Source organism: Massilia sp. BGA-UO-ETr-WB1 (assembly GCF_059567845.1).
In genome coordinates this window covers 1,089,460-1,114,458 of sequence record NZ_JCAQOT010000027.1, presented here as the reverse complement: position 1 = coordinate 1,114,458, position 24,999 = coordinate 1,089,460, and the positions used below count along the sequence as shown (strand labels likewise).

At 65.6% G+C, this 24,999-nt stretch carries 26 protein-coding genes and 2 pseudogenes; 23 read left to right on the top strand and 5 right to left on the bottom strand.

What is annotated here, in order from left to right; genetic code table 11:
• Window positions 1-19 precede the first annotated feature (19 nt).
• Window positions 20-352: a DUF8129 domain-containing protein gene (locus tag AC56DV_RS31725; protein ID WP_496318176.1), complete on the top strand. Its 333-nt coding sequence runs from the start codon at window positions 20-22 to the stop codon at window positions 350-352.
• 203 nt (window positions 353-555) lie between these two features.
• Here the strand turns inward: AC56DV_RS31725 and AC56DV_RS31720 are convergent, their stop codons facing one another.
• The gene (locus AC56DV_RS31720) at window positions 556-1,248 is read right to left on the bottom strand and encodes a LysE family translocator (protein ID WP_496318175.1); all 693 of its coding nucleotides are present in this window, start codon (window positions 1,246-1,248) and stop codon (window positions 556-558) included.
• A 90-nt stretch (window positions 1,249-1,338) separates the two neighbouring features.
• Here AC56DV_RS31720 and AC56DV_RS31715 point away from each other — a divergent pair, with 90 nt between their 5' ends.
• The 9 genes and pseudogenes from AC56DV_RS31715 to AC56DV_RS31675 all read left to right on the top strand — a co-directional run bounded on the left by AC56DV_RS31715 (window position 1,339) and on the right by AC56DV_RS31675 (window position 7,251).
• A complete protein-coding gene (locus tag AC56DV_RS31715) occupies window positions 1,339-2,292 on the top strand; it encodes a helix-turn-helix transcriptional regulator (RefSeq protein ID WP_496318174.1) in 954 nt (317 codons plus the stop codon).
• 43 nt (window positions 2,293-2,335) lie between these two features.
• Window positions 2,336-3,097, top strand: a complete 762-nt coding sequence (locus tag AC56DV_RS31710; protein ID WP_496318173.1) for a DNA/RNA non-specific endonuclease — start codon at window positions 2,336-2,338, stop codon at window positions 3,095-3,097.
• Between the two features lie 11 nt (window positions 3,098-3,108).
• The gene (locus AC56DV_RS31705) at window positions 3,109-3,360 is read left to right on the top strand and encodes a hypothetical protein (protein WP_496318172.1); all 252 of its coding nucleotides are present in this window, start codon (window positions 3,109-3,111) and stop codon (window positions 3,358-3,360) included.
• 55 nt (window positions 3,361-3,415) lie between these two features.
• Window positions 3,416-3,886, top strand: a complete 471-nt coding sequence (locus AC56DV_RS31700; protein ID WP_496318171.1) for an Lrp/AsnC family transcriptional regulator — start codon at window positions 3,416-3,418, stop codon at window positions 3,884-3,886.
• Window positions 3,883-4,566: a LysE family transporter gene (locus tag AC56DV_RS31695; RefSeq protein WP_496318170.1), complete on the top strand. Its 684-nt coding sequence runs from the start codon at window positions 3,883-3,885 to the stop codon at window positions 4,564-4,566. The genes AC56DV_RS31700 and AC56DV_RS31695 overlap by 4 nt, the downstream gene beginning before the upstream one ends.
• 70 nt (window positions 4,567-4,636) lie before the next feature.
• Window positions 4,637-5,365 (top strand): annotated as a pseudogene (locus AC56DV_RS31690) (YoaK family protein); the annotation flags it as partial.
• A gap of 79 nt (window positions 5,366-5,444) precedes the next feature.
• On the top strand, window positions 5,445-6,032 hold the full coding sequence (locus AC56DV_RS31685; protein WP_496318169.1) for a helix-turn-helix domain-containing protein: 588 nt from the start codon (window positions 5,445-5,447) through the stop codon (window positions 6,030-6,032).
• 1 nt (window position 6,033) lies between these two features.
• Window positions 6,034-6,546, top strand: a pseudogene (locus AC56DV_RS31680) (GNAT family N-acetyltransferase); the annotation flags it as partial.
• 72 nt (window positions 6,547-6,618) lie between these two features.
• Complete coding sequence (locus AC56DV_RS31675) at window positions 6,619-7,251, top strand: GNAT family N-acetyltransferase (RefSeq protein WP_496318513.1); 633 nt, start codon at window positions 6,619-6,621, stop codon at window positions 7,249-7,251.
• Here the strand turns inward: AC56DV_RS31675 and AC56DV_RS31670 are convergent.
• A complete protein-coding gene (locus tag AC56DV_RS31670; protein ID WP_496318168.1) occupies window positions 7,248-10,079 on the bottom strand; it encodes a M16 family metallopeptidase in 2,832 nt (943 codons plus the stop codon). The genes AC56DV_RS31675 and AC56DV_RS31670 overlap by 4 nt on opposite strands.
• 143 nt (window positions 10,080-10,222) lie before the next feature.
• On the opposite strand from AC56DV_RS31670, the gene AC56DV_RS31665 reads away from it, so the two are divergent.
• Window positions 10,223-11,929 carry a DUF4214 domain-containing protein gene (locus AC56DV_RS31665; protein ID WP_496318167.1) on the top strand — a complete coding sequence of 569 codons (1,707 nt, stop codon included), beginning with the start codon at window positions 10,223-10,225 and terminating at the stop codon, window positions 11,927-11,929.
• Window positions 11,930-11,938: 9 nt separating this feature from the next.
• Here the strand turns inward: AC56DV_RS31665 and AC56DV_RS31660 are convergent, their stop codons facing one another.
• Together AC56DV_RS31660 and AC56DV_RS31655 are read right to left on the bottom strand one after the other, a co-directional pair.
• A complete protein-coding gene (locus tag AC56DV_RS31660; RefSeq protein WP_496318166.1) occupies window positions 11,939-12,925 on the bottom strand; it encodes a sensor domain-containing diguanylate cyclase in 987 nt (328 codons plus the stop codon).
• 113 nt (window positions 12,926-13,038) lie between these two features.
• A complete protein-coding gene (locus AC56DV_RS31655) occupies window positions 13,039-13,815 on the bottom strand; it encodes a sensor histidine kinase (RefSeq protein WP_496318165.1) in 777 nt (258 codons plus the stop codon).
• A gap of 172 nt (window positions 13,816-13,987) precedes the next feature.
• Here AC56DV_RS31655 and queE point away from each other — a divergent pair, with 172 nt between their 5' ends.
• The 8 genes from queE (at window position 13,988) to AC56DV_RS31615 (ending at window position 19,916) form a co-directional block, all read left to right on the top strand.
• Complete coding sequence (gene queE / locus AC56DV_RS31650) at window positions 13,988-14,623, top strand: 7-carboxy-7-deazaguanine synthase (RefSeq protein WP_496318164.1); 636 nt, start codon at window positions 13,988-13,990, stop codon at window positions 14,621-14,623.
• Window positions 14,624-14,631: 8 nt separating this feature from the next.
• Window positions 14,632-15,078, top strand: a complete 447-nt coding sequence (queD, locus tag AC56DV_RS31645) for a 6-carboxytetrahydropterin synthase QueD (protein WP_057156504.1) — start codon at window positions 14,632-14,634, stop codon at window positions 15,076-15,078.
• The gene (tadA, locus tag AC56DV_RS31640; RefSeq protein ID WP_496318163.1) at window positions 15,071-15,601 is read left to right on the top strand and encodes a tRNA adenosine(34) deaminase TadA; all 531 of its coding nucleotides are present in this window, start codon (window positions 15,071-15,073) and stop codon (window positions 15,599-15,601) included. Before queD ends, tadA begins: the two co-directional genes overlap by 8 nt.
• A gap of 116 nt (window positions 15,602-15,717) precedes the next feature.
• Window positions 15,718-16,530, top strand: coding sequence for an esterase/lipase family protein (locus AC56DV_RS31635; RefSeq protein ID WP_496318162.1), 813 nt, complete (start codon window positions 15,718-15,720; stop codon window positions 16,528-16,530).
• A 2-nt stretch (window positions 16,531-16,532) separates the two neighbouring features.
• The gene (locus tag AC56DV_RS31630; RefSeq protein ID WP_496318161.1) at window positions 16,533-17,444 is read left to right on the top strand and encodes an alpha/beta fold hydrolase; all 912 of its coding nucleotides are present in this window, start codon (window positions 16,533-16,535) and stop codon (window positions 17,442-17,444) included.
• 32 nt (window positions 17,445-17,476) lie between these two features.
• Window positions 17,477-18,406, top strand: coding sequence for a muramoyltetrapeptide carboxypeptidase (gene ldcA, locus AC56DV_RS31625; protein ID WP_496318160.1), 930 nt, complete (start codon window positions 17,477-17,479; stop codon window positions 18,404-18,406).
• A complete protein-coding gene (locus AC56DV_RS31620) occupies window positions 18,399-19,679 on the top strand; it encodes an NAD(P)/FAD-dependent oxidoreductase (protein ID WP_496318159.1) in 1,281 nt (426 codons plus the stop codon). The genes ldcA and AC56DV_RS31620 overlap by 8 nt, the downstream gene beginning before the upstream one ends.
• Window positions 19,680-19,760: 81 nt before the next feature.
• A complete protein-coding gene (locus AC56DV_RS31615; RefSeq protein ID WP_496318158.1) occupies window positions 19,761-19,916 on the top strand; it encodes a hypothetical protein in 156 nt (51 codons plus the stop codon).
• Between the two features lie 205 nt (window positions 19,917-20,121).
• On the opposite strand, the gene AC56DV_RS31610 is transcribed toward AC56DV_RS31615, so the two are convergent.
• Entirely contained in the window at window positions 20,122-20,376 is a 255-nt protein-coding gene (locus AC56DV_RS31610; protein WP_496318157.1) for a hypothetical protein, read from the bottom strand.
• A gap of 219 nt (window positions 20,377-20,595) precedes the next feature.
• Here AC56DV_RS31610 and AC56DV_RS31605 point away from each other — a divergent pair, with 219 nt between their 5' ends.
• The 4 genes from AC56DV_RS31605 to nadC all read left to right on the top strand — a co-directional run bounded on the left by AC56DV_RS31605 (window position 20,596) and on the right by nadC (window position 24,921).
• Window positions 20,596-21,087, top strand: coding sequence for a hypothetical protein (locus AC56DV_RS31605; RefSeq protein ID WP_496318156.1), 492 nt, complete (start codon window positions 20,596-20,598; stop codon window positions 21,085-21,087).
• A gap of 208 nt (window positions 21,088-21,295) precedes the next feature.
• Window positions 21,296-22,897 carry an ABC-F family ATPase gene (locus AC56DV_RS31600; protein ID WP_496318155.1) on the top strand — a complete coding sequence of 534 codons (1,602 nt, stop codon included), beginning with the start codon at window positions 21,296-21,298 and terminating at the stop codon, window positions 22,895-22,897.
• A 12-nt stretch (window positions 22,898-22,909) separates the two neighbouring features.
• On the top strand, window positions 22,910-24,046 hold the full coding sequence (gene nadA, locus AC56DV_RS31595; protein WP_496318154.1) for a quinolinate synthase NadA: 1,137 nt from the start codon (window positions 22,910-22,912) through the stop codon (window positions 24,044-24,046).
• Window positions 24,043-24,921, top strand: a complete 879-nt coding sequence (gene nadC, locus AC56DV_RS31590; protein ID WP_496318153.1) for a carboxylating nicotinate-nucleotide diphosphorylase — start codon at window positions 24,043-24,045, stop codon at window positions 24,919-24,921. Before nadA ends, nadC begins: the two co-directional genes overlap by 4 nt.
• The last annotated feature ends 78 nt before the right edge of the window (window positions 24,922-24,999 follow it).

Genomic DNA, 24,999 nt, shown 5'->3' with positions numbered 1-24,999 from the left:
TACTGCCAGGAGTACCGCCATGCCACGAGGAGCCAGCCCGAAACGGGAACGCGAGTACAACGAGCTTGAAGAGAAGTTCGAAAAGGAAGGCCGCTACAAGGGGCGCGAGGAAGAGGTGGCGGCGCGCATCGTCAACAAACAGCGCAGGGAAAGCGGCGAGACCAAGGAACAGAAGGGCAAGCAGGCCGACGCCGGCCTGCCCATCAATAACTACCAGCAGCTCACTGTCACCCAGATCCGCAGCCGGCTTGAAGAGCTGACCGCCGCGCAGGTGCGCAAGATCCGCAGCTTCGAAGCGGCGCACAAAAACCGCAAAGGCGTGCTGCAAGCGCTGGAACGGCGCAGCAAATAACGCTACACTGCCTCCGCCAGCTTCACTCTCAGCAAGCACGTCATCCACCGCCGCTTCCGCCCGCGTGCGGCGTCCATACCGGCGGCGAGGCGTGGCCCCCAAGGGCAACGCCTCGCCGCCGTCAACATCAACTGCCTGGAAAACGTCGACATCCACGCGCTGCCCGTGCAGCACGACGGCGGCCGGGCGCTGTCAGCCCGCGTTCAGCGCAGCGAGCGTCCACCCACCACCAGCGTCACGTCGCTCGGCTGCCATTGCGGCGCCAGCCCGCGCACGGCCTGGCTGGCGCTCAGCAGCGCGGTGAAGATCAGCAGCACGCCCATGGCGCGCGCCGTCACGATGGCCGCGCGCGGATGGGCGCCGAACCAGCCGCTGGCCTGGCTGGACGCGACCGCCAGCGCACCGTAGACACCGACCTGCGTCACCGCCGTGATGGCGCCCAGCACGCCGGACTGCAGCCATAGCGGGCCCTGGTCCGTCTTCAGGAACTGCGGGAAGATCGCCAGCATGAAGATGTAGGACTTGGGATTGAGCAGGCTGGTCATCATCGCGCGGCGGAAGATGACGGGCGGCGCCAGCACCTCGCGGCCGGTGGCGGGCTGGAACACGCTGTCGCTGCGCAGGAAGCTCATCCCCATCCACGCGATGTACGCCGCCCCGGCCAGCAAAATCACATTGAACAAGCCAGGCCACAGCTGCAGCACGACCGCGATGCCGGCCGTGGCCATCAGCAAATGGCAGGCCCCGCCGGCAACGATGCCGCCCACCGCCGCCAGCCCCGCGCGGCGCCCGCCCAGGATGGAACTGGCCATCACGTAAGCCATGTCCAGGCCCGGCAGCGCGATGATGCCGAATACCACCACGAAGTACAGCCACAGGTTGGTGCTTTGCTCCATTTGACTCCCCCTCCAAGTTTTATGCGATGGAAACAGCATAAAGTCGAAATAGGACGGATTCCGCCCTGATTCTCTGCTATCTTTACTGCCATGTACCATCCAACCACCCGCGTTCTGGCCGTGCTGGAACTGCTGCAAACCCATGGCCGGCTGAGCGGCGCAGAAATGTCCCGGCGGCTGGAGGTCGACGGCCGCACACTGCGGCGCTACATCGTCATGCTGGAACAGATCGGCATCCCCATCCTGAGCGAGCGCGGCCGCCACGGCGGCTACGCGCTGATGCCCGGCTTCAAGCTGCCGCCGATGATGTTCACGGACGACGAAGCGCTGGCGCTGTCGCTCGGCCTGCTGGCCGCGCGCAGCCTGGGGCTGGCCGAAGCGGCGCCGGCGGTGGCCAGCGCGCAGGCCAAGCTGGAGCGCATCATGCCGGCCGGCTTGAAGCAGCGCGTGGGCGCCATCGACGAAACGGTGCGGCTCGACCTGGCGCGCGCCACCGCGCCGCAGGACAATGCCGCGCTGGTCACGCTCAGTTCCGCCGCCCAGGCATGCCGGCGCGTGCACCTGCGCTACAAGCCGCCCGGCGCGGCCGAGAGCGAGCGCGGATTCGACCCCTACGGCCTGGCGTTTTACGACGGCTGCTGGTACGCGGTGGGCTACTGCCATTTGCGGCGCGACATGCGCACCTTCCGGCTGGACCGTATTGTCTCGGCGGCGCCGCTGCCGCACAGCTTCGCGCGCCCGGACCGTTTCGACGCGCTGGCCCACCTGCGCACTTCGCTGGCCTCCATCCCGCGCACCCACGCCACCAGGGTGCTGTTGAAGACGGATCTGCACACCGCGCAGCACTTCCTGAAGGACGCGATCGGCCTGTTCGAGCAGACCGCAGACGGCGTGTTGCTGCACAACCAGGCCGACGACCTGTCCTGGCTGGCGCGCCAGCTGGCCGGCTTGCCGTTCGGCTTCCACATCATCACGCCGGACTCGCTGCGCGGCGAGCTCGACACGATAGCGCAGCGCCTGTCGCAAATCGCCCGTGTCCGCTAGAATGCGGCGGCATTTTTGCGTTCCGCATTCTTTATAGGGCTCTATGATTCAGAAGTTGATTGCCGCCGGCGCGTTGGCGCTGGCGACGGGCTGGGCGTTTGCCGGCGCTTGCCCGTCTCATTATGTCGATGGCCGCGCGCCGGAGATACGCAACGGTAAGCTGGCTTCGGCCACCAGGGAATTGTGCTACGGCGTGTTTGGCGTGATGCACTCGGGGATCACGCGCACGCCGCTGTGGTCCGCCGAGCATCTCACCTCCGGCAATATCGAGCAGGCACGCGAGCTGGACCGGGAGAATTCCTTCCACCCCGAACCGCGGCTGCCGCGCAGCGAGCGGGCCGAATTGTCGGACTATGCGCGCAGCGGCTTTGACCGGGGCCATATGGCGCCCAATGGCGATATGCCGGACCGCGCGGCGCAGCGCGACAGCTTCACGCTGGCCAACATGGTGCCGCAGGACGCCGACAACAACCGCCAGGTGTGGGCCGCCATCGAGCAGGCGGTGCGCAAGCTGGCGCAGAAGGAGGGCGACCTGTACGTGATCACCGGCCCCGCCTTCCTCGGCAGCGATCTGCGCAAGGTGGGCAACGTGCTGGTGCCGAGCCATTTGTATAAAGTGGTGTACAGCCCGCGCCAGCGTGCCGGCGCCGCCTATTTCGTGGAGAACAAGGCGGACGTGCAGTATGTCACCATGAGCGTGGCTCAGTTGGAGGCGAAGATCGGCATCGATCTGCTGCCGTCGCTGTCGGCGCGCCAGAAGGAAACCATGTTGCGCCTGCCGAGCGCAAAACCCCGTAAACGTTGAGAGGAGCAAGCATGGCAAAGAAATTCGTACCTTACGCCAATGAGGCGGACGTGCTGCACATCGGCGGCCTGATGATAGAGAACCGCCTGGACCGCATCACCATCGCGGGCGATATCGACCTGACGCTGGACCAGGCCGGCCAGGCCCACGCGCGCGCATTGCACGCCTTGCTGGGCGACGTGCTGGCCAAGCTGGACGCGCAGGCGCTGCCGGAAAAACTGCCGGCGCCGGATGTGAAAACCGTGAAAAATCCGTTCGAGTAGTGGTTATGTAGCGATTTTGCTTGCTGTGGTAATAAAATTCAGGCAAAATCGCTGCATGGATACTCACGACCTGCAAATTCTACAGCTGATCCAGTCCGACAACCGCCGCTCGGCGGCCGACATCGGGCAGGAAATCGGCCTGTCCATCTCCGCCGTCAGCGACAGGCTGCGGCGCCTGAACGCCTCGGGCGCCGTGGCCGGCAACCGCGCGGTGATCGATCCGGCGCGCGTCGGCATCACCGTGTGCGCCTTCATCTTCGTGGACCTGGAGCCGCGCGCCGACGAGGCGCTGTTCGCGGCTGCCTTGCGCTCCTTCCCCGAGGTGCAGGAAGCGCACCACATCACAGGCCCGCACTCCTGGCTGGTGAAGGCGCGCGTGCGCGACACGGCCGCGCTGCAGCGCTTCCTGACCACCCGGCTCAAGCCGGTGCAAGGGGTGCTGCGCACCGAAACCATCATCGTGCTGGACACGGCCAAGGAGACCTCCGAGCTGGAGTTCAGCAGCGGGCAAGGAGACGCGCCATGATCGAGATGGGCTCGACCTTGATGCGGGGCGCGGTCATCGGCTTTGCCATCGCCGCGCCGGTGGGGCCGGTGGGCCTGCTGTGCATACGTCGAACCTTTGCGCACGGCGCCCGCACCGGGCTGGCCTCCGGCCTGGGCGCGGCCACTGCGGACGCGATGTACGGCCTGGTGGCGGCGCTGGGCGTGAGCGCTATCGCCGCGCTGCTGCTGGAGCATGCGGCCATGCTGCGCATCGTCGGCGGCTTGCTGATGGCGGGCCTGGGCATGACGGCCCTGCGCCGGGCGCGGGCGATGCAGCCGACGCCCACCGCAACGCCGCCATCCGCCGCCGCCGCGCCATCCGCCGACGGCCATGCGCCCGCGGCGGCGACAGCGCGCGGCCTGTTCAGCGCGTTCGGCACCACATTCGCGCTGACGGCTTCCAGTCCGATGACCATCCTGTCCTTTGCCGGCCTGCTGGCAGCGCTGGCGCCGCCGGACGGCAGCATGACCGGCGGCCTGGTGCTGGTGGCCGGCGTGTTCACCGGCTCCATCGCCTGGTGGACGCTGCTGGTGGGCGGCGTGGCGGCCAGCCGCAAGGCGGTGTCGCCCAGGCTGCTGCGCATCATCGAAGCCGTGTCCGGCCTTGCCTTGCTGGCTTTCGCAGCCTGGTCGCTGATCACCGGGATGGCCATGGTGTAAGCGCGGCGGCGCTCGCATTGCCTTTTGCTGGCTGAGAGCCGCAAAACGGTGCTAAAGTATCGGGCAGACCATGCCTATCCATTACGCCCGCAAACTCACCGGCAGCAAGCGCAGCCCCGACGGCAACCGCCACCTCGGCGTGCTGCTGTGCTTTGTCGCTGGCGCCATCAATGCGGGCGGCTTCCTGGCCGTCCGGCAGTACACTTCCCACCTGACCGGCATCGTCTCCGCGATGGCCGACAACCTGGCGCTGAGCGCCTACCGGCTGGTGCTGCCCGGGCTGGGCGCCTTGCTGTCCTTCCTGGCCGGCGCCGCGTGTTCCGCCATCATGGTCAATTACGCGCGGCGGCGCCATATGCACGGCGAATACGCGCTGCCGCTGCTGCTGGAAGCCTTGCTGCTGCTGGGCTTCGGCGTGGTGGGCGCGCAGTTGGCCGGCATCGACGGCTTGTTCGTGCCGCTCACCGTCATGGTGCTGTGCTTCATCATGGGCCTGCAGAATGCGCTGATCACCAAGGTGTCCAAGGCCGAGATACGCACCACGCACATCACCGGCATCGTCACCGACATCGGCATCGAAGTGGGCAAGCTGCTGTACTGGAACGGCACGCTGCAGCCCGGCCAGCACCGGGTGCACGCCAATACCGAGCGGCTGCTGATGCTGGTGGCGCTGGTCTCCGCGTTCTTTGCGGGCGGCGTGTCCGGCGCGCTGGGCTTCCAGGCGATGGGCTATTCGGCCACCGTGCCGCTGGCGCTGCTGCTGGTGGCGATGGCGATCGTGCCGGCGCTGGACGATCTGCTGCCGCGCGCGCCGGCCAAATAAGGCGCTTCAACTTCCGCTTGCACCCGTATCCAATATGGTGGATACTTAATCCACTATGACGGATTCCTCTCTCCATTTGCTGATTGCACAGCGCGTGCGCGAACTGCGCGCCGCGCGCGGCCAGTCGCTCGAAGCGCTGGCTGCCCACTGCGGCGTGAGCCGCTCCATGCTGTCGCTGATCGAGCGCGGCGAAAGCAGTCCAACTGCCGTCGTGCTGGAGAAGCTCGCCACCGGCCTGGGCGTCACCCTGGCTTCGCTGTTCGAAGCGCCGGCGGCGCCGGGCGATCCGGTGTCGCGCCGCGCCGCGCAGCAGTCCTGGCGCGACCCGCATTCCGGCTATGTGCGGCGCAATCTGTCGCCTGCCGGGGTGGCCTCGCCGATCCAGCTGGTGGAAGTCGAGTTCCCGCCGCAGGCCCGCGTGGCGTATGAAACGGCCGCGCGCGAGCCGCAGGTGCACCAGCAGATCTGGGTGCTGGAGGGCGTCATCGAGATCACGTATGGCGAGCAGCTGTTCCGGCTGGAAGCTGGCGACTGCTTTGCGATGCTGCTGGACCGGCCCATGGCTTTCCATAATCCTACCGGCGACACCACGCGGTATGCCGTCGCCATCACCACCACCGCCACAAACCACTTCAGGAGTTGAAATGCAGGACTACCGCGTGCACCGCCTGGCTTCCGTCAGCGAGGCGCAAATTCAGGAACTGGCCGAACTGCTGGCCGATTGCGTGGAGGGCGGCGCCTCGGTGAGCTTCATGCAGCCGCTCGGGATGGACAAGGCGCAGGCCTTCTGGCGCGGCGTGGCGGACGGGGTGGCGCGCGGGGAGCGGGCGTTGATGGTGGCGCAGGACAATACCGGCATCCTCGGCACGGTGCAGCTGGTGCTGGCGCAGCCGGACAACCAGCCGCACCGCGCGGACGTGTCCAAGATGCTGGTGCGGCGCCGCGCGCGCCGGCGCGGCGTGGGCGAAGCGCTGATGCGGCACGCCGAACAGGTGGCGCGCGACTGCGGCAAATGGCTGCTGGTGCTGGACACCGCCAGCCCGGACGCGGAGCGGCTGTACGAACGGCAGGGCTGGCAGCGTGTCGGCGTGGTGCCGGACTTCGCGCTGATGCCTGACGGCGCCCTGTGCGACACCACCTTCTACTATCGCAAACTGGAGCCGCTGGCGCTGGACAATCCGGTCTGGAACGCACTCAGCGGCGCCGCCGAAGGCGGCACGCACGCCGCCATGGCCTTGCGCAACGGCCTGGCCGCGCGCTATCCGCGCGACGTGTCGCCGCTGGCAGGGCTGCGCGAGCCTTCCGCGCAGGCGTTCGGCGACCTGCGCGCCATGGTGGAAGCGGGCGAAGAAGTGTGGCTGCTGACCCCCAATCCGCTGGCCTTGCCGCCCGAATGGGAAATGGTACGCGCGCGCTATATCGACCAGATGGTCTACGCGGGCCCGCAGCCGGTGCCAGCAGCGCCGCACGCGCGGCCGCTGCTGGAGCTTGGCGCGGACGATGTGCCGGACATGATCGCCCTGGCGGCGGAAACCAAGCCGGGGCCGTTCGTGCAGAAGACCATCACCATGGGCCGCTATCTCGGCGTGCGCGCCGACGATGGCAGCCTGGCGGCGATGTCCGGCACGCGCATGGCGCTGGGCGGCTATACGGAAATCAGCGCGGTGTGCACCAGCCCCGCAGCGCGCGGCGCCGGCCATGCGCGGGCCTTGATGCAGGCGCTGATGGCGCAGATCGAAGCTTCCGGAAAAACGCCTTTCCTGCACGTGAAAACGGAAAACGGCGCCAAGCAAGTCTATGAAAAACTAGGCTTTGCCGTGCGCCGCGAGATCTGCTTCAGCGTGATACGCCGCAGAGCTTAGTAGGCGAACACCTCTGCCGCCGGCGTGATCTTCACCGCCTCCGGCTTGATGTTCAGCTTCAGGTTGCCGATCACCTGGTCTTCGTCCAGCACTTCCTTCGGCTTGTTGCCGTCGTATTTGATGGGCGAGGGCGCGTCGCTGACCAGCTTTTCTTTCAGGCCGGCGGCGTCCTTGGTGATCATCACCACCGACAGGTTTTTCGAGGACAGGTGCTTGGCCATGGCGGCGTTCACGTCGTCCACAGTCAGTTTCGACAGGCCGTCGCGCATCAGCTTGGTGAACTCGGGCGTGTTGTACCACTGCGAATCGAGCGCATAGCCCAGCTGCTGGTCCTGCGTGGAGGTCATGACGAAGACGTTCTTCATCAGGTAGTCGCGCGTGGTCTCGAACTGCTCCTTGCTCATGCCTTTGCTGAGCGCCTTGTCCAGCTCCCACAGCGCGATGCGCAGCGCGAAGTGGCCGTTTTCAGGCGCCACCGGGCGTATCCACACTTCGAACAGCTGCGCCTTGCGGCCCAGGTTCGGATTGGGGAAGAACTGGAACATACCGCGCGGGAAAGCCTCGGTGTACGCGTAGTCGCCGTAGTTCATGCCGCGCAGCTCGCGGATGCGCTGGTACAGCAGGGCGCTCGACGAGCGGTGCTCGCCCAGCCAGGTCTTCACCATCCACAGCGCCGGGAAGTCCGGGTGCGAGCGGGTGACGGTCAGCGGCAGGCCGAATGAAATGGCGGTGGCGCGGGTGTTCTTCTCGATGATTTCCACTTCCAGGCCGTTCGGCATTTTGCCCAGCGGCGTCTTGGTCGCGGGCAGGCCGGCGCCGTCCGGCAGCTTGGCCAGCGCCTGTTTGAGCGAGGCGGTCATGGCTTCCGTCACGTCGCCCGAGATGCCGACCCGCACGGCGCCCTGGGTGTAGGCGGTCTTCCAGAAGTTCTTCACGTCGTCCAGCGTGATGCTGTCCAGGCCCTTGGCGGTGCCCAGCACGGCGTGGCCGTAGCCGCTGCCGGCGAAGACGTTGGCCTGCAGGCGTTCCTTGGCCAGTTCCTCCTCGTTGTTGTCCTTCAGGTCCGTCTGCAACGCGTTCTTCTGGGCGTCCTTCAGGCGGCGGAAGTCTTCCTGGCGGAAGCCCGGCGACAGCAGCATCGGCAGCGCGATTTCGTTGAAGGCGGTCCAGTTGTCCTTGTGGATGGAACCGGTGAAGGTGGTCATCTCCTTGTCGGTCTGCTCGCTGAAGCTGCCGGCCATGGGGAAGAAGGCCTTGGCGATCTCGTCGATCTTGCGGTCGGTGGAACCGGCAGAGGCCACCATGGCGGCGGTCAGCGCGGCCAGGCCTTCCTTGCCGGCCGGGTCATGCGCGGAACCGGCCGGGAACAGCAGCTTGTAGCGGATCTGCGGCAGCGCGGACTTTTGCACCAGCACGTCGATGTTCGCCTTGCCCGCTTTCGGTTCGAAGCTGGCCAGCTTGGGCAGCGTGCCGATTTCCGCCGGCAGCGTGGAGTGCGACAGCGTGGTGACGACCATGCCGTCGTCGGTCAGGAACTTGCGGCCGGCGGCCAGCAGGTCGGCCGGGGTAAGCGAGTCCAGCACGCGGTAGTAATTGTTGATGGTGCCGTAGGACCGGTTGAAGTGCACGAAAGAAGCCAGCGTGCCGGCGATCTGCTCGGTATTGTCCAGCGAGCGGATCACGCCGTACTTCAGCGCGGACTTGGCCTCGGCCAGCGTCTTGTCGCTGACGGCTTCGGTGCGCGCCTTGGCGACGGTTTGCAGGATGGCGTCGCGCACGTAGACGGCGTCGTCGCCGCGCTTGACGCGCGCGCCTATCATGGCCAGCGTCGGGTCGACGCGGTTCGGCGTGCTGTCAAACAGCTGGTCCACTTTCTGTTCATCCTGCACCAGGCGCTTGAACAGCGGCGAGGTGCGGCCGAAGGACAGCGACAGCAGCATCGACAGTGCGGCCTGCTCCTTGGTTTTTTCCGAGAAGGCCGGCGCGCGGAAGGCCACGGTGACCAGCGGCAGGGTGGGGGTGGCCCACGGCACGTGCTTGTAGACGGCGCCTTTCGGGGCCGGTTCCACGGGCACGTCGGCCTTGTAGCTGCCGCGCTGCCACTTGCTCCAGTATTTCTCGACCATGGCGATGGCCTTGGCCGGCTCCACGTCGCCCGCCACGATGATGGTGGTGCGCTCGGGGCGGTACCAGCGGTCGAAGAACACCTTGGAGTAGGCGTACTGGTTGGGCATGTCCTCGATGTCCTTGATGAAGCCCATCGTGGTGTGTTTGTAGGTGTGCTTTTCGAAGGCGGCGTCGCGCATCACCTCGAACAGCTTGGACATTGGATTGGCGCTGTTCTTGTTGTACTCGCCCAGCACGGCGCGCGATTCGGTCTTGAACACGTCTTCGCTGTATTCCAGGTGCTGGAAGCGGTCCGCTTCGACTTTCAGCACGGTATCCAGGTCGTCCTTGGCGAAGGTGGTGTAGTAGTTGGTCAGGTCGTCGCTGGTGTAGGCGTTCTGGCGCGCGCCGGCCTTGGTGATGATGTCCTGGTATTTTTCAGGCGGGTAGTCCTTGGTCCCCCGGAACATCATGTGCTCGAAGAAGTGGGCAAAGCCGGACTTGCCCGGCTCCACTTCGTTGCGGGAGCCGGTCTGCACCGGGATCTGCAGCGAGACGATATTGGGGAAGCCGGTTGGCACGACGATCACTTTCAAGCCGTTGGCGAGGGTCTTCTCGGTGGCTTTGAAGGGCAGCAGGTCGGCCTTGGGCGCGTTGCCCGAGGGCGCCGCCATCGCCGGCGCGGCCAGTGCCAGGGTAAGGACTGGTATCAGCTTGGACACTTGTTTCTCCTTTTTGTTATAAAAAACCACGCAACCTTGTAGGGAGTGGCAACGCGGAAGAATAAAATATTCAGGCAGGAATGCATAGGCATTTCGGCGTGCTAACATTAAAGTAAAACGGCCCATCCCAAGCAAGTCACAATATGTTCGCAACCACCGGTATTAACAGCATCGATGCGCTGGTCTACAGCAGCTGGAACACCTCGGCCGGCACGGCGGCGACGCTGAGCTACCGCTTCCTGACCAGCGTGCCGAGCGACGCCACGGCGGACGACGCCAATGGCTTCCAGATGATGACCTTCGCCCAGCAGCAGGCCACGCGCGCCGCGCTGAGCGCCTGGGCCGCAGTGGCCAATATCACCTTCGTTGAAACCAGCAGCGGCGGCCAGCTGCGCTTCGGCACCAACGACCAGAGCGCCGACAACAGCAGCGGCTACGCCTATCTGCCCGAGCCGGGCACCGCCTCGGTCGATCTGTACCTGAACAACCGCGGCTATTACAACAGCGTCTTCACGCCCGGCAGTTTCGGCCCCGCCGTGCTGCTGCACGAGATCGGCCATACCCTGGGCCTGAAGCACCCGGGCGACTACGATTCCGCCGGCAGCAGCGTGGACGGGCCTTTCCTGCCCCAGGCCACCGACAATACCGATTACACGGTGATGTCCTACCACCAGTCGCTTGACTTCAACGGCCGCTACGTCGTCACGCCGATGCTGTACGACATCCAGGCCATCCAGTACCTGTACGGCGCCAACACGAGCTACCGCGCCGGCGATGACGTGTATGCCTTCGGCAGCGGCCAGGCGCCGATCTGCGTGTGGGACGGCGGCGGCAACAACACTTTCGATTTTTCCGCCTGCGTGGGCGCCACGCAGATCGACCTGCATGCGGGCGCCTTCAGCGGCACCGCCACCGGCTTGACCAATGTGTCGATCGCCTACAACGTGACGATACGGACCGTGCTGACCGGCGACGGCGGCTCGACGGTGGCGCTGAACGACGCCGGCAATGTGATGAAGGGCGGCAGCGGCGCCGACGAGGTGCGGGTGGGCGCGGGCGACGACATCATCAACGCCGGCGACGGCATGGATACGGTGGTCTTCAGCGGCCTGTTCTCGAGCTACGCCATCGTGCGCACGGAGCAGGAAGTGCGCATCGCGGGGCAGGGACTGGATGTGCTGTCGGGCGTGGAACTGCTGCAGTTCGCGGACATGCGCGTCAACGTCGCCGACCTGGCGCTGACCGGGCCAGCCGGCCCCACCAGCGGCAACGACACGCTGCTGGCCATGCCCGGCAATGAGTTCGTCGATGGCGGCCTGGGACTGGACACGCTGGTCTACGGCGGCGCGCGCGGCCCCTACCTGGTGCGCGCGTCGGGCAAGGGCTACACCGTCACCGACGGCGGGGGCAGCGTGGACGTGCTGTCCGGCGTCGAGCGCATCGTTTTCGACGACGCCGGCGTGGCGCTGGACGCGGACGGGGCTGCGGGCCAGGCTTTCCGCCTGTACCGCGCGGCGCTGGACCGGACGCCGGACAGCGCGGGGCTGGGCTTCTGGATGTCGGCCATGGACAAGGGGCTGGACCTGGGGGCGGTGGCGCGCGCCTTCCTGGACAGCGCCGAATTCAGCGCGCGTTACGGCAGCTATGACAACACCCAGTTCGTAACCCAGCTGTATGCCAACGCGCTGCACCGCGCGCCGGATGCGGCTGGCCTGGCTTGGCACGTGGCCAACCTGGACAACGGCATGTCGCGCGCGGCGGTGCTGATCGGCTTTGCCGAATCGCCCGAGTGCCAGGGCGCGGTGGCCAGCCTGATCGCCAATGGCATCGAGTACACGCCGTTCGGCTAAAGGATCCGGCTAAGATTCTCCCTCCTGCGTGAGGCTGATGCGGTTGCGGCCCATGTGCTTGGCCCGGTACAGCGCCGCGTCGGCCGTGGCCACCAGCTGGGAGGTTTCGTTCTCCGGCGCGGGCAGGGCGGTGGCCGCGCCTATGCTCACCGTGACGAACTGCTTGCCGGCGCCCAGGTTGGGCAGCTGCAGCTGCTCCACGCGGCAGCGTATCCGTTCCGCCACGATGGCGGCCCCCTTCAGGGACTGGTTGGGCAGGATCACCGCGAATTCCTCGCCGCCGTAGCGCGCCACCAGGTCGTTGGCGCGCATTTCGCTGGCCACCGCCGTGGCGATGCGCTGCAGGCATTCGTCCCCGCCCAGGTGGCCGTAGGCGTCGTTGTACTGCTTGAAGTTGTCGACATCGACCATCAGCAGCGACAGCGGCTGGTGCTGGCGCAGCGCGCGCTGCCACTCGGCATGCAGGGTGCTGTCGAAGCAGCGGCGGTTGGCCAGGCCGGTCAGGCCGTCGCGCGTGGCCAGCTGCTCCAGCGCGATCTGGGCCTTCTTTTCGTCGGTCAGGTCCCGTAGGGTTTCCACCACCGCCACGATGGCGCCGTCCGCATCCCGGATAGGGCTGGCGTCCACCGCCAGGTAGCGGCTGCGGCCCAGGCGCGGCATGTCGCACCAGTTTTCGGCGGTCAGGCTTTCCTCGCCGTCGGCGCGGCGCACGTGGCGGTCGTACAACCGGCTGGCGTCGCTGCTGCGGCCTTGTACCACCAGGTCGGCCAGCGTGGGGCGCGGTTTATGGTAGAAGCAGCGCCAGTGTTCGCCGGTGCCCAGCACTTCGGCGGCTTGCACGCCGGTCAGCCGCTCGCAGGCGCGGTTCCAGATCAGCACCCGCCCGTGCCGGTCCAGTACGAACGTGGGAATCACCAGCAGCTCCATCAGCCTGAGCGCCAAGCCTTGCTGCGGGCCGGCCAGGGCCGGGTCGAACAGATGCAAAACCTGTGGCATACGATTCCTTTTATGACCTGTTTTTAATAACTTGGGTTAATCGTGGTGCAATTTGCGCGGTGCAGCTCACGTGGCGCATCTCAACGTGGCGCATCTCATTGTGCTGCGGCAAGTCAGCGCCTGGCTTGATGCGGAACAAAGGATGGCTGATTGGCCGCCTTGGCCGCCGTGGGGATAGAGATGGTGAGCGCGGTGCCCTGGCCGGGCGCGCTGGCCAGCACGAAGCAGCCGCCGGCCGCCGCCACGCGGTGCTCGATGCCGAGCAGGCCGCAGCCCTGGCGCGGCGGGCCTTCCTGCATGCCGACGCCGTTGTCGCGCACCGTCATGCTCAGTTCATGCGCGTTGCGGCACAGTGCAATGCTTACTTCTGTGGCGCCCGCGTGGCGCGCGATGTTGGACAGCGATTCCTGCAGCACGCGGAACACGGTGGCGTCCGCAGGGCAGGCGGCGTCGCTGCCGTACTGGGCGGATTCGAGCTGGTAGTGGATGCCGTTGATGCGTGAGAATTCCGTCAGCTGGCGCTCCACCGCGCAGCGCAGCCCCTGTTCCAGGCCCACCGGCCGCAAGCCGTTGATGATGCCGCGCAGCGAGCGCACGCCGGCGTCGGTGTGCGCCAGCAGGGTGGCCAGGTGGCGGCGCGCGGCCGCAGGCAGGCCGGGATGGGCTTGCAGCGCAGCCAGCTCGATTTTCAGCGTCAGCAGGTTCTGTCCGAGGTCGTCGTGGATATCGCTGGCGATGCGCAGGCGCTCCTCGTGCAGCAGCGCGGGAGCGCCGGCGCGGGCGGCGCCCAGCGCGCGTTCCAGCCGGCGGCAGCGCCACAGCAGCGCCAGCGAAATGGACGCAAGCAGCACTGCGCAGGCGCCCAGGATTTCAACATGGAATGCAGTCATGGCGGACCCTCCAGCTGTCGGAACAGCCCTGAACATATCCTGAATGCAATTTATGCACTTTGTTGAATATCAAACTGTCAATCGGCTGTGCCGTATGGCTAACATTTTTTCCACACTTTATGGAAGCCCCGCTTTCGGCTATAATTGAAGGTTGACTATCGGGTTAATCATCGTGACTTACAGCATCAAAGAGATTTTCTATACCTTGCAAGGCGAGGGCGCCCACGCGGGGCGGCCGGCGGTATTCTGCCGCTTTGCGGGCTGCAATCTGTGGACCGGCCGCGAGAGCGACCGCGCCACGGCGGTCTGCCAGTTTTGCGACACCGACTTCGTCGGCACGGACGGCGAGCGCGGCGGCAAGTTCGCCACGCCGCAGGCGCTGGCCGGCGTGATCAACGGCCTGTGGCCGGAGACCTACCCGGCCAGCAAGTACGTGGTGTTTACCGGCGGCGAACCGCTGCTGCAGCTGGACCCGGCCCTGATCGCCGCGATGCACGAGGCGGGCTTCGAGATCGCGATTGAAACCAACGGCACCCTGCCGGTGCCGGAGGGCGTGGACTGGATCTGCGTGAGCCCGAAGATGGGTTCCAAGCTGGTGGTTCACAAAGGCAATGAAATCAAGGTGGTGATCCCGCAAAAGGACCAGGACCTGTCCGCCTACGAAGGGCTGGATTTCGAGAACTTCTTCGTGCAGCCGATGGACGGCCCGCTGGCCGAATTCAACACCAGGCTGGCGATCGAAACCTGCAAGCGCAATCCGAAATGGAAACTGAGCCTGCAAACACATAAACTGCTGCAAATACCTTAAGAATCAATATGCTGACCATCACCCGCAAACTGGAATTCGACGCAGGCCACCGCATTCCCGACCACAAGAGCCAGTGCCGCAACCTGCACGGCCACCGCTACACCCTCGAAATTACGCTCACCGGCCAGGTGATCAACGCCGAAGGCAATTCCGACAACGGCATGATCATGGACTTCTCGGACGTGAAGACCATTGCCAAGGAGCACCTGGTGGACGTGTGGGACCATGCCTTCCTGGTCTACGAGAAGGACAGCGCGGTGAAGGAATTCCTGGCTTCGCTGCCGAACCACAAGACCGTGGTGATTGACCGCATCCCGACCGTGGAAAACCTGGCGGCGGTGGCGTTCGACATCCTGAAAGCGGCCTTCAAGGACCGCTACGGCACCGGCCTGCACCTGCACAAGCTGGTGCTGCACGAAACCCCGAACTGCTGGGCCGAGATCACCGATGCCTGACTTTCCGCCGCCCGCACAGCTGCCCATGGCAGCCGCGCAGCCGGCTGACGAGGCCTTCATGCGCGAAGCGCTGGAACAGGCGCAGCGCGCCTGGGAGCAGGGCGAAGTGCCGGTGGGCGCCGTCGTCGTCAAGGACGGCGTGGTCATCGCGCGCGGCTACAACCAGCCGATCGGCAAGCACGACCCCACCGCGCACGCGGAAATCGTGGCGCTGCGCGCCGCCGCCGAAGTGCTGGGCAACTACCGCCTGCCGGGCTGCGAGCTGTACGTGACGCTGGAGCCCTGCGTGATGTGCTCGGGCGCCATGATGCATGCGCGGCTGGCGCGCATCGTCTACGGCGCACCCGACCCCAAGACCGGCGCCTGCGGCTCGGTGGTCAACCTGTTCGAGCAGGAGCAGCTCAACCACCACGCGCAGACCGTGGGCGGCGTGCTGGCCGACGATTGCGCCGGCGTGCTGAAAAGCTTTTTCGCTGCGCGCCGCGCGGCGGCCTCGGCAGCGCGCAAAGCGGCTGTGGAGTAAAAGCCACTACCGGCGGCGCTCTCCGCATTGGTGTTTCCCCTGCTCAGCCGCTGGTGCTATTCTGGTGCTATGCTGGTGCAAACGGCAAGATACATTACCCGTAAGCAGGAGATTCAATGCGGTCCCCCAAACCAATAGAAGATGAGGGCGCGCCTGGCGTGGTGCGCCTCGCCCTGGAGCTGCGCGCGCCCTGGGAGCTGGGTGCGGCCTTCGCGGCATACCCCTTCGCCCGCCTGGCGCCCGCCGGCGACGGCCATCCCGTCATGGTATTCCCCGGCCTGGCGGCAGGCGACACCACCACCATCGTTTTGCGGCGCTTCCTGGCCGACCGCGGCTACGACACCTATGCGTGGGAGCAGGGCCTGAACTTCGGCCCCAAGCCCGGCGTGCTGGAAGCCTGCATCGCGCGCATCGAGCAAATCCACGAACGCACCGGCCGCAAGGTCAGCCTGGTCGGCTGGAGCCTGGGCGGCGTGTATGCGCGCGAGATCGCCAAGATGCTGCCCGAGAAGGTGCGCGTGGTGGTCACGCTCGGTTCGCCGTTCACCGGCCACCCCAAGGCCACCAACGCCTGGCGCGTCTACCAGCTGGTGTCGGGCGAGAAGGACATCGATGCGGCACGCTTCGCGGCGCTGAAGCGGCGCCCGCCGGTGCCCACCACCTCCATTTTCAGCCGCACCGACGGCGTGGTGGCCTGGCAGTGCAGCATGGAGGAGGAGACGGCGGACTCCGAGAACATTGAAGTGCATGCCAGCCATGTCGGCATGGGCGCCAACCCCACCGCGCTGTTCGCCGTCGCCGACCGGCTGGCGCAGCCGGAAGGGCAATGGCGCCGCTTCGACCACGTGGCGCACACGGGCATCAAGAAGCTGCTTTACCTCGATCCCCAGCGTACGCCGTTCTTCCAAAACCTTTTTGGACTGTACTGATCATGCCCACCGCCCTCGCCAACGGCATCACCATCGCCTACGAAACTTCCGGAGATCCCGCCGGCCCGCCGGTGCTGCTGGTCATGGGCCTGGGCATGCAGCTGATTTCGTGGCCGCAGGAGTTCGTGGACGGGCTGGTGGAGCGGGGCTGCCACGTGATCCGTCACGACAACCGCGACTGCGGCCTGTCCACCAAGTTCGACGGCGCCGGCGTGCCGAATCTGCCGCTGTCCTATCTGATGAATATCGTCGGCTGGCCGCTGCGGCCGGCCTATACGCTGGACGACATGGCCGACGACGCGCATGGCCTGCTGGACCACCTGGAGGTGCCGCAGGCGCACCTGATCGGCGTCTCCATGGGCGGCATGATCGCCCAGGTGTTCGCCGCGCGCCATGCCAGGCGCACGCTGAGCCTCACCTCCATCATGTCCAGCAGCGGCAGGCGCGGCCTGCCGGGGCCGACCCGCGCGGCGCGCCGGTCCCTGCTGACGCCGGCGCCCGCCGGCGGTACGCGCGAGCAGTTGATGGAGCACCTGGTCGACACCTTCCGCGTGATCGGCAGCCCGGACTTCCCGACACCCGAGCACGACCTGCGGGCCCGCATAGCCCGCACGCTGGACCGCAGCGTGTGCCCGGCGGGCGTGGCGCGGCAGCTGGTGGCGATCGCCGCCAACGGCGACCGCAGCCACCTGCTCAAGCAGATCCGCAAGCCCGCGCTGGTGATCCACGGCGCCGCCGACCCGCTGGTGCCGGTGGCCTGCGGCATCGATACCGCCAGCCAGATTGCCGGAGCGGCGCTGCACATCATCGACGGCATGGGGCACGATTTGCCCCCGCAGCTGATAGGACGGCTGCTCGCCTTGATCGAACCGCATGTGCAAGGTAAGATGGCCCGGCATTCCCAGGCTGCCTGAACGCCAGGGTGCATACCTTGGGTTGAATCGATTTGAGTACTCCAAAAGCAGGGCAGGGCGTCGGCATCGCCATCGCCGCCCCCGGCGGCTACGCGCTGGATGAGGCGGCGCTGGCGCGCGGCATCGCGCGCATGGAAGCGCAAGGCTTCGTGGTCCACAATTATTATGCGCCGGAGCTGAAGTTCCAGCGTTTCGGCGGCACCGACCAGGCGCGGCTGGCGCAGCTGAACGCGGCGGCGGCCGATCCGCAGGTGCAGGTGGTGATGGCGCTGCGCGGTTCCTACGGCATCAGCCGCATCCTGCCGCAGATCGATTTCCGCGCCATGGCCGACAGCGGCAAGCTGTTCGTCGGCTACAGCGATTTCACGGCCTTCCATATGGGCCTGATGCAGGCCACGGGCGCCATCAGCTTTGCAGGCCCGATGATCTGCGACGATTTCATCCGCGACGAGCCGGTGGACTACACGCTGAACCAGCTGTGGGACTGCCTGCGCGGCCCGGTGCACTCGGTGCGCGGCGCGGCTGCCGGCAATCCGGCGGTGGACGTGAGCGGCAAGCTGTGGGGCGGCAACCTGGCCATGCTGGTGCATCTGCTGGGCACGCCGTATTTCGCGCAGATCGACGACGGCATCCTGTTCGTCGAGGACATCAATGAACACCCTTACCGCGTCGAGCGCATGCTGCTGCAACTGCTGCACGCGGGCGTGCTGGACAAGCAGAAAGCGCTGGTGCTGGGCGACGTGTCCGGCTACAAGCTGGCGGCTTTCGACAACGGCTACGACTTCGACGCCATGCTGGCCTACATCCGCTCGCGCCTGCCGATACCGGTGCTGACCGGGCTGCCGTTCGGGCATGTCAAGCAGCGCTGCACCTTGCCGTTCGGCGCCCAGGCGCATCTGGTATCGGACGCCGAAGGCTTCAACCTGACAGTCAGCGGCTACCCAACGCTGGCGCATGGCTGAAGCACTCCCCGGGCTGAGCTACTACCGCGCCACGGCCGACCACGCGGCCTGGCCCGCGCTGCAAGGCCTGGCCGACGCGGACATCTGCATCATCGGCGGCGGCTTCGCCGGCCTGGCGACGGCCATGTCGCTGATGGAACGCGGCCAGCGCAGCGTAGTGCTGCTGGAGGCCGAGGCCGTTGGGCACGGCGCCTCCGGCCGCAACGGCGGCTTCGTGTTCGGCGGCTATTCGCTGGGCGAGCGCGCGCTGGTCGGCGCGGCAGGCGCGGAGCAGGCGCGCAAGCTGTACCAGCTCACGCTGGACGCGGTGGCGACCATACGGCGCCGCATCGCGCAGTACGGCATCGCCTGCGAAGCCGTGGATGGCGGCATCTACCTTGCCAACTGGTTCAACAACGACCGCATACTGGACGAACAGCGGCGCTTCATGGCGGACACGCTGGGCGTCGAATGGCAGCGCGTCAGCCGCGCGGACTTCGCGGACCGCGCCCGCAGCGAGCGCTATTTCGGCGCGCTGTACGAGGAGAATGCCTTCCATTTCCACCCGTTGAAATACGCGCAGGGCCTGGCGCGCGCGCTCGCCGCAAGCGGCATCCGTGTGCATGAGCAAAGCCGCGTGAGCAGCATCGCGTCACCGCGCAGCGGCGGCTGGCGCATCGCCACGGCCGAGGGCGAGGTGTGGGCGCGCGAAGTAGTGGTGTGCTGCGGCGGCTACATCGAGCGCCTGTATCCCAAACTGGCGGGCGCCATCCTGCCCATCGCCACCTACGTGATGGCGACCGAACCGCTGGGCGAACGCCTGCCCGCCGCGCTGGCCACCGACGCCGCCATCTACGACACCCGCTTCGCCTTCGACTACTACCGCCCCTTGCCGGACAGCCGCCTGCTGTGGGGCGGCCGCATCGCCGTGCGCGAACGCAGCGCCGCCGACGTGGCGCGCCTGCTGCTGCGCGACATGCTGAAAGTCTACCCGCAACTGGCCGGCACAAAAGTCGATTATGCCTGGAGCGGCATGATGAGCTACGGCCGCCACAAGATGCCGCAGCTGGGGCGGCTGCCGGAAGGGATCTGGTACGGCATGGGTTTCGGCGGCCACGGCGTCGGCCCGACCACGCTGAGCGGCGAGGTGCTGGCCGCCGCGCTGACCGGCGAAGTAGGCGACCTGAGCCGATTCCAGCAATGGGGCCTCCCCACCACCGGCGGCCCCGCCGGCCTGCTCTCCGCCCAGCTTGCGTACTGGTACTACGAACTCCGCGACTGGCTGCGCCAATAGCGCGTCCGTTTGCCGTGGCGCAAACTACGTCCGGGCCGCTAGGTGGGCAATGGATCTTCCCATCCTCAGTCTGGAGCGCTGATGAACTCCAACGACCAGCGTCCCCCAGAGCCGGGCCCGCTTGACTTCCAGGCGCAGCGTGCCAATTATAGAGCCATGCTGTCTCGCCTTATCAACTTGGAAAAGGAAATGGTGGCCGTGCGAACCACCGTGGAAGTTATCCGCTCAACTATGTGACCAAGGAAGAGTTGGTGCGCGTGGAAGGACGTTGCGAAGCGAGCTCCACAAGGAGCTGGACAAGCAGACATGGCGGATTGTCGGGTTCGTGACGGTCGTGTCGAGCGCGCTCACTGCGGCTGTGTATTTTATTGCCAGGAACGTTCATTGAGCCTTGGGCGTTCCCTGAGCCTTGCTATGACGGCGCCATGGAATAGTTTTCAGCTCATTCAAAGCATTCTGAGTCCAGGACGGTATAGCCATTCCCGACCTTGTGCGCGTTGAATGCCACGCCCTTTATGCGTTCAAGGTTTTGCTCGAAGGATTCCATGGGCGGCAGATTCCTGCCCGCGCCCAGCACATCCAGAGCAGAGCGGCTGATTCGAAAAGCCCGCCACGTACCAGCATCGAACAGTTCAAAAGCTACGAAGTCGCCAGTTGCAATCTCGTTGACGTTTCGCAAATCGGGATCGTTCAGCATAGTTCCTCCGTCACGAGAAAAACAAGCATATCATGATCCATGGCGTCGTTTGGCTTCCTGCGCCTCGTACCAAAGCCGTTCTTCAACGGCTCGGCCTTGCTGGCAACGGTGACTACGAACTGCGCGACGGCTGCGCCAATGGCACCTCCGTTTGACGGGGCGCAAACCGTGTCCGGCCCCTTAGGCTGACAATGAATCGTCCATCCTCAGCCCGCAGCGATGATGAATTCCAATGACCAGCCTCCGTCGCCGACCCCGCTTGACTTCGAGCCGCGCCGCGCCAATGATAGAGTCATGCTTTCGCGACTTGCAAATGTAGAAACTGAATTGACTGCGGTCAGAATGACCGTTGAGGTAATTCGTTCCAATTATGCGACCAGGGAAGACCTCGTCAGCGAAGTCGGCAAGGTTAACGGCGCCATTGCGCACGAGATTGCCAGGGTCAACGAGAAACTGGCTGCCGCCAATGAAAACACGGCGCGGGAGTTTAGCAAGGTCAACGAGGCGATCGCCCAGGCCAATGCGGGCACGGCGCGCGAGTTTGGTAAAGTCTACGAGGGGCTTGCCAAGGCTTACGACAACACGAACAGCTTGCGCGCCGAAATGCACATGGAATTCACCCTGCAGGCATGGCGTGTCGTTGGCACCATGATCGTCGTATGCAGCGCGCTGACGGCAGCCGTGTATTGTATCGCACGCAACATTCACTGAGCCCCCGCATCAGCGCTTTCGTCGGTGGCATACCTGCAGTGACATACGTCTCGGAAACGGACAGTGACTGATAGTGGCCCAGCAACTTGGCATCTGCCGGAACGACTTGCTACTGCCAGGAGCGTTCACTGACCCTTGGCTGACGCTACGCCCGTAGAGTGGTAAAATGTCAGGTTAATTGAATTTACCGCTTTAAGGGCCTCCTGACGTGTTATCCACCGCAAACATTACCATGCAGTTCGGCGCCAAGCCGCTGTTCGAAAACATTTCCGTCAAGTTTGGCGACGGCAACCGCTACGGCCTGATCGGCGCCAACGGCTGCGGCAAGTCGACCTTCATGAAAATCCTGGGCGGCGACCTGGAACCGTCGGCAGGCAACGTGGCGCTGGACGTCAACGAGCGCCTCGGCAAGCTGCGCCAGGACCAGTTCGCCTACGAAGAAATGCGCGTGCTGGATGTGGTGATGATGGGCCACACCGAAATGTGGGCCGCCATGCAGGAACGCGACGCCATCTACGCCAACCCGGACGCCACCGACGACGACTACATGCGCGCGGCCGACCTGGAAGGCAAAGTCTCCGAATACGATGGTTACACCGCCGAATCGCGCGCCGGCGAACTGCTGCTGGGCGCCGGCGTGGACATCTCGCTGCACCAGGGCCCGATGAGCAACGTCTCGCCAGGCTGGAAGCTGCGCGTGCTGCTGGCCCAGGCACTGTTCTCGAATCCGGACATCCTGCTGCTCGACGAACCGACCAATAACCTGGACATCAACACCATCCGCTGGCTGGAAGACGTGCTGAACGAGCGCAACTCCACCATGATCATCATTTCCCACGATCGCCACTTCCTGAACCAGGTGTGCACCCACGTGGCCGACATGGATTACGGCACGCTGAAGATCTACCCGGGCAACTACGACGAGTACATGCTGGCCTCCACCCAGGCCCGCAACCAGCAGCTGGCCAACAACGCCAAGGCGAAAGAGAAGGTCGCCGAGCTGCAGGACTTCGTGCGCCGCTTCTCGGCCAACAAGTCCAAGGCCCGCCAGGCCACTTCGCGCGCCAAGATGATCGAGAAGATCAAGGTCGAGGACATGAAGCCGTCCTCGCGCGCCTACCCGTTCGTGCGTTTCGACGGCGAGAAGAAGCTGCACCGCCTGGCCGTGGAAGCGGAAAACATCTCCAAAGCCTACGACCGCCAGCTGTTCAAGAACTTCAGCATCATGGTGGAAGCGGGTGAGCGCATCGCCATCATCGGCGCCAACGGCGCCGGCAAGACCACGCTGCTGCGCTGCATCGGCGGCGAAGAGATCACCGGCCTGAACGCCGACACCGGCCGCATCAAGTGGGCGGAAAACGCCAACGTCGGCTACATGCCGCAGGATCCGACCGAGGACTTCGCCACTGACCTGACGCTGACCGACTGGATGGGCCGCTGGACCAAGGAAGGCGACGACGACCAGGCCGTGCGCTCCATCCTGGGCCGCCTGCTGTTCGGCGGCGACGAGGTGAAGAAGTCGGTGCGGGTGCTGTCCGGCGGTGAAAAAGGCCGCATGATGTACGGTAAGCTGATGCTGGGCCGCCACAACGTGCTGCTGCTGGACGAGCCGACCAACCACATGGACATGGAATCGATCGAATCGCTGAACATCGCGCTGGATAAATACGCCGGCACGCTGATCTTCGTTTCGCACGACCGCGAATTCGTTTCGTCGCTGGCCAACCGCATCCTCGAAGTCAAGGAAAACGAGATCGTCGATTTCCGCGGCAACTACGAAGAGTACCTGACCAGCCAGGGCATCAACTAATCCAAGAGCACCATGCAACAGACTCTCGCCATCAAGCCAGTCGAGTACGAGCACCCGCAACAGGGAACCAGCTGCGTTGCGCATGCCTGGGCTCGTACGCCAGCCACTCCCAGCGCGGACGAACGCGTTGCCCTCAAGGAGCGCATCAAGCGCCTGCTGAAAGAAAAACAAGCAGTGCTGGTTGCGCACTATTACGTCGACGCCGACCTGCAGGATCTGGCCGAGGAAACCGGCGGCTGCGTGTCGGACTCGCTGGAGATGGCCCGTTTCGGCCGCGACCATCCCGCCAGGACCCTGGTCGTGGCGGGCGTGCGCTTCATGGGCGAAACGGCCAAGATCCTCAGCCCCGAGAAGACCATCCTGATGCCGGACCTGGACGCGACCTGCTCGCTGGACCTGGGCTGCCCGGCCGACGAATTCACCGCCTTCTGCGACCAGCACCCGGACCGCACGGTGGTGGTGTACGCCAACACCAGCGCCGCCGTGAAGGCGCGCGCCGACTGGATGGTGACCTCGTCGATCGGCCTGGACATCGTCAAGCACCTGCACGAGCAGGGCAAGAAGATCCTGTGGGCGCCGGACAAGCACCTGGGCTCCTACATCCAGAAGCAGACCGGCGCCGACATGCTGCTGTGGCAGGGCTCCTGCCTGGTGCACGATGAATTCAAGGGCGTGGAACTGGACCTGCTGAAGGCCGAGTACCCGAACGCCAAGGTGCTGGTGCACCCGGAGTCGCCGGCCAACGTGGTGGAGCAGGCCGACGTGGTGGGCTCCACGTCGCAGATGATCGCCGCCGCCGTCAACATGGATGCGGACACCTTCATCGTCGCCACCGACAACGGCATCCTGCACAAGATGCGCGCCGCAGCGCCGGGCAAGACCTTCATTGAAGCGCCCACCGCCGGCAACAGCGCCACCTGCAAGAGCTGCGCGCACTGCCCGTGGATGGCCATGAACGGCCTGCAGAACCTGGCCGATGTGCTGGAGAATATGAAGAATGAAATCCATGTCGACCCTGCGGTCGGCGTGCAAGCCAAGCGCTCCATCGACCGCATGCTGGACTTCGCAGCGGCCAAGAAAGCCAAGGTCGCGCCGAGCGCGGACCTGGCGCAGGAAGGCAAATTGTTCCAGGGGATAGGACCGGCATGACCACCTTGCGCAACCCATATGCTCCATTCGACGCGCCGTTGAAGGCCGCGTTCGAAGGCAATCTGCTGGCCGCGCTGCTCGAAGACGTCGGCACCGGCGACCTGACCGGGCAACTGGTTCCCGCCGAAGGCCGCAGCACCGCGCGCGTCATCGTCCGCGAGGACGCCGTGCTGTGCGGCGCGCCCTGGTTCGAAGGCGTGATGCTGGCCGTGGACGGCAGCATCAGCGTCACCTGGCACTACGCCGAAGGCGACATGATGGCGGCCGACAGCGCGGTCTGCACGCTGGAAGGCCCGTCGCGGGCGCTGCTTACCGGCGAACGCGCGGCGCTCAATTTCATGCAGCTGCTGTCCGGCGTGGCAACCGCCACGCGCCGCTACGTGCAGGTCGTGGAAGGCACCAGCGCCAAGATACTCGACACGCGCAAGACGCTGCCGGGCCTGCGCCTGGCGCAGAAGTACGCGGTGCGCGTGGGCGGCGGCGCCAACCAGCGCATGGCGCTGTACGACGGCATCCTGATCAAGGAAAACCACATCGCGGCCGCAGGCGGCATCACCGCCGCGCTGGTGGCGGCCAAGCGCGTGGCTGCCAACGCGGGCGGCGACGTCACCATCCAGGTGGAAGTGGAAAACCTGGCCGAGCTGGAAGAAGCGCTGGCCGCAGGCGCCACCTCGGTCCTGCTCGACAATTTCGACCTCGGCATGATGCGCGCTGCGGTGCAGATGAACGCCGGCCGCGCGCTGCTGGAAGGATCGGGCGGCGTCAACCTTGAGACTGTGCGCGGCATCGCCGAGACGGGCGTGGACCGCATCTCGATCGGCAGCCTGACCAAGGACGTGCGGGCCACCGATTTTTCGCTGCGCATTATCGGGTGAAGTAAACCTCATCCGCCTTTCCCCTGCGTAGAAAAAGCGGTAATATCATTCCGCAGTCCGCCTGATCCCGACAGGAGA

Bases quoted from the DNA above. Each gene is read 5' to 3' on its own strand.
- AC56DV_RS31725 (WP_496318176.1), top strand. From the start codon at position 20: ATGCCACGAGGAGCCAGCCCGAAACGGGAACGCGAGTACAACGAGCTT.
- AC56DV_RS31675 (WP_496318513.1), top strand. From the start codon at position 6,619: ATGGCCTTGCGCAACGGCCTGGCCGCGCGCTATCCGCGCGACGTGTCG.
- AC56DV_RS31710 (WP_496318173.1), top strand. From the start codon at position 2,336: ATGATTCAGAAGTTGATTGCCGCCGGCGCGTTGGCGCTGGCGACGGGC.
- AC56DV_RS31665 (WP_496318167.1), top strand. From the start codon at position 10,223: ATGTTCGCAACCACCGGTATTAACAGCATCGATGCGCTGGTCTACAGC.
- AC56DV_RS31630 (WP_496318161.1), top strand. From the start codon at position 16,533: ATGCCCACCGCCCTCGCCAACGGCATCACCATCGCCTACGAAACTTCC.
- AC56DV_RS31695 (WP_496318170.1), top strand. From the start codon at position 3,883: ATGATCGAGATGGGCTCGACCTTGATGCGGGGCGCGGTCATCGGCTTT.
- AC56DV_RS31720 (WP_496318175.1), bottom strand. From the start codon at position 1,248: ATGGAGCAAAGCACCAACCTGTGGCTGTACTTCGTGGTGGTATTCGGC.
- AC56DV_RS31705 (WP_496318172.1), top strand. From the start codon at position 3,109: ATGGCAAAGAAATTCGTACCTTACGCCAATGAGGCGGACGTGCTGCAC.
- nadC (WP_496318153.1), top strand. From the start codon at position 24,043: ATGACCACCTTGCGCAACCCATATGCTCCATTCGACGCGCCGTTGAAG.
- tadA (WP_496318163.1), top strand. From the start codon at position 15,071: ATGCCTGACTTTCCGCCGCCCGCACAGCTGCCCATGGCAGCCGCGCAG.
- AC56DV_RS31660 (WP_496318166.1), bottom strand. From the start codon at position 12,925: ATGCCACAGGTTTTGCATCTGTTCGACCCGGCCCTGGCCGGCCCGCAG.
- AC56DV_RS31700 (WP_496318171.1), top strand. From the start codon at position 3,416: ATGGATACTCACGACCTGCAAATTCTACAGCTGATCCAGTCCGACAAC.
- AC56DV_RS31615 (WP_496318158.1), top strand. From the start codon at position 19,761: ATGAACTCCAACGACCAGCGTCCCCCAGAGCCGGGCCCGCTTGACTTC.
- AC56DV_RS31635 (WP_496318162.1), top strand. From the start codon at position 15,718: ATGCGGTCCCCCAAACCAATAGAAGATGAGGGCGCGCCTGGCGTGGTG.
- queD (WP_057156504.1), top strand. From the start codon at position 14,632: ATGCTGACCATCACCCGCAAACTGGAATTCGACGCAGGCCACCGCATT.
- AC56DV_RS31605 (WP_496318156.1), top strand. From the start codon at position 20,596: ATGATGAATTCCAATGACCAGCCTCCGTCGCCGACCCCGCTTGACTTC.
- AC56DV_RS31715 (WP_496318174.1), top strand. From the start codon at position 1,339: ATGTACCATCCAACCACCCGCGTTCTGGCCGTGCTGGAACTGCTGCAA.
- AC56DV_RS31655 (WP_496318165.1), bottom strand. From the start codon at position 13,815: ATGACTGCATTCCATGTTGAAATCCTGGGCGCCTGCGCAGTGCTGCTT.
- AC56DV_RS31610 (WP_496318157.1), bottom strand. From the start codon at position 20,376: ATGCTGAACGATCCCGATTTGCGAAACGTCAACGAGATTGCAACTGGC.
- nadA (WP_496318154.1), top strand. From the start codon at position 22,910: ATGCAACAGACTCTCGCCATCAAGCCAGTCGAGTACGAGCACCCGCAA.
- AC56DV_RS31685 (WP_496318169.1), top strand. From the start codon at position 5,445: ATGACGGATTCCTCTCTCCATTTGCTGATTGCACAGCGCGTGCGCGAA.
- AC56DV_RS31620 (WP_496318159.1), top strand. From the start codon at position 18,399: ATGGCTGAAGCACTCCCCGGGCTGAGCTACTACCGCGCCACGGCCGAC.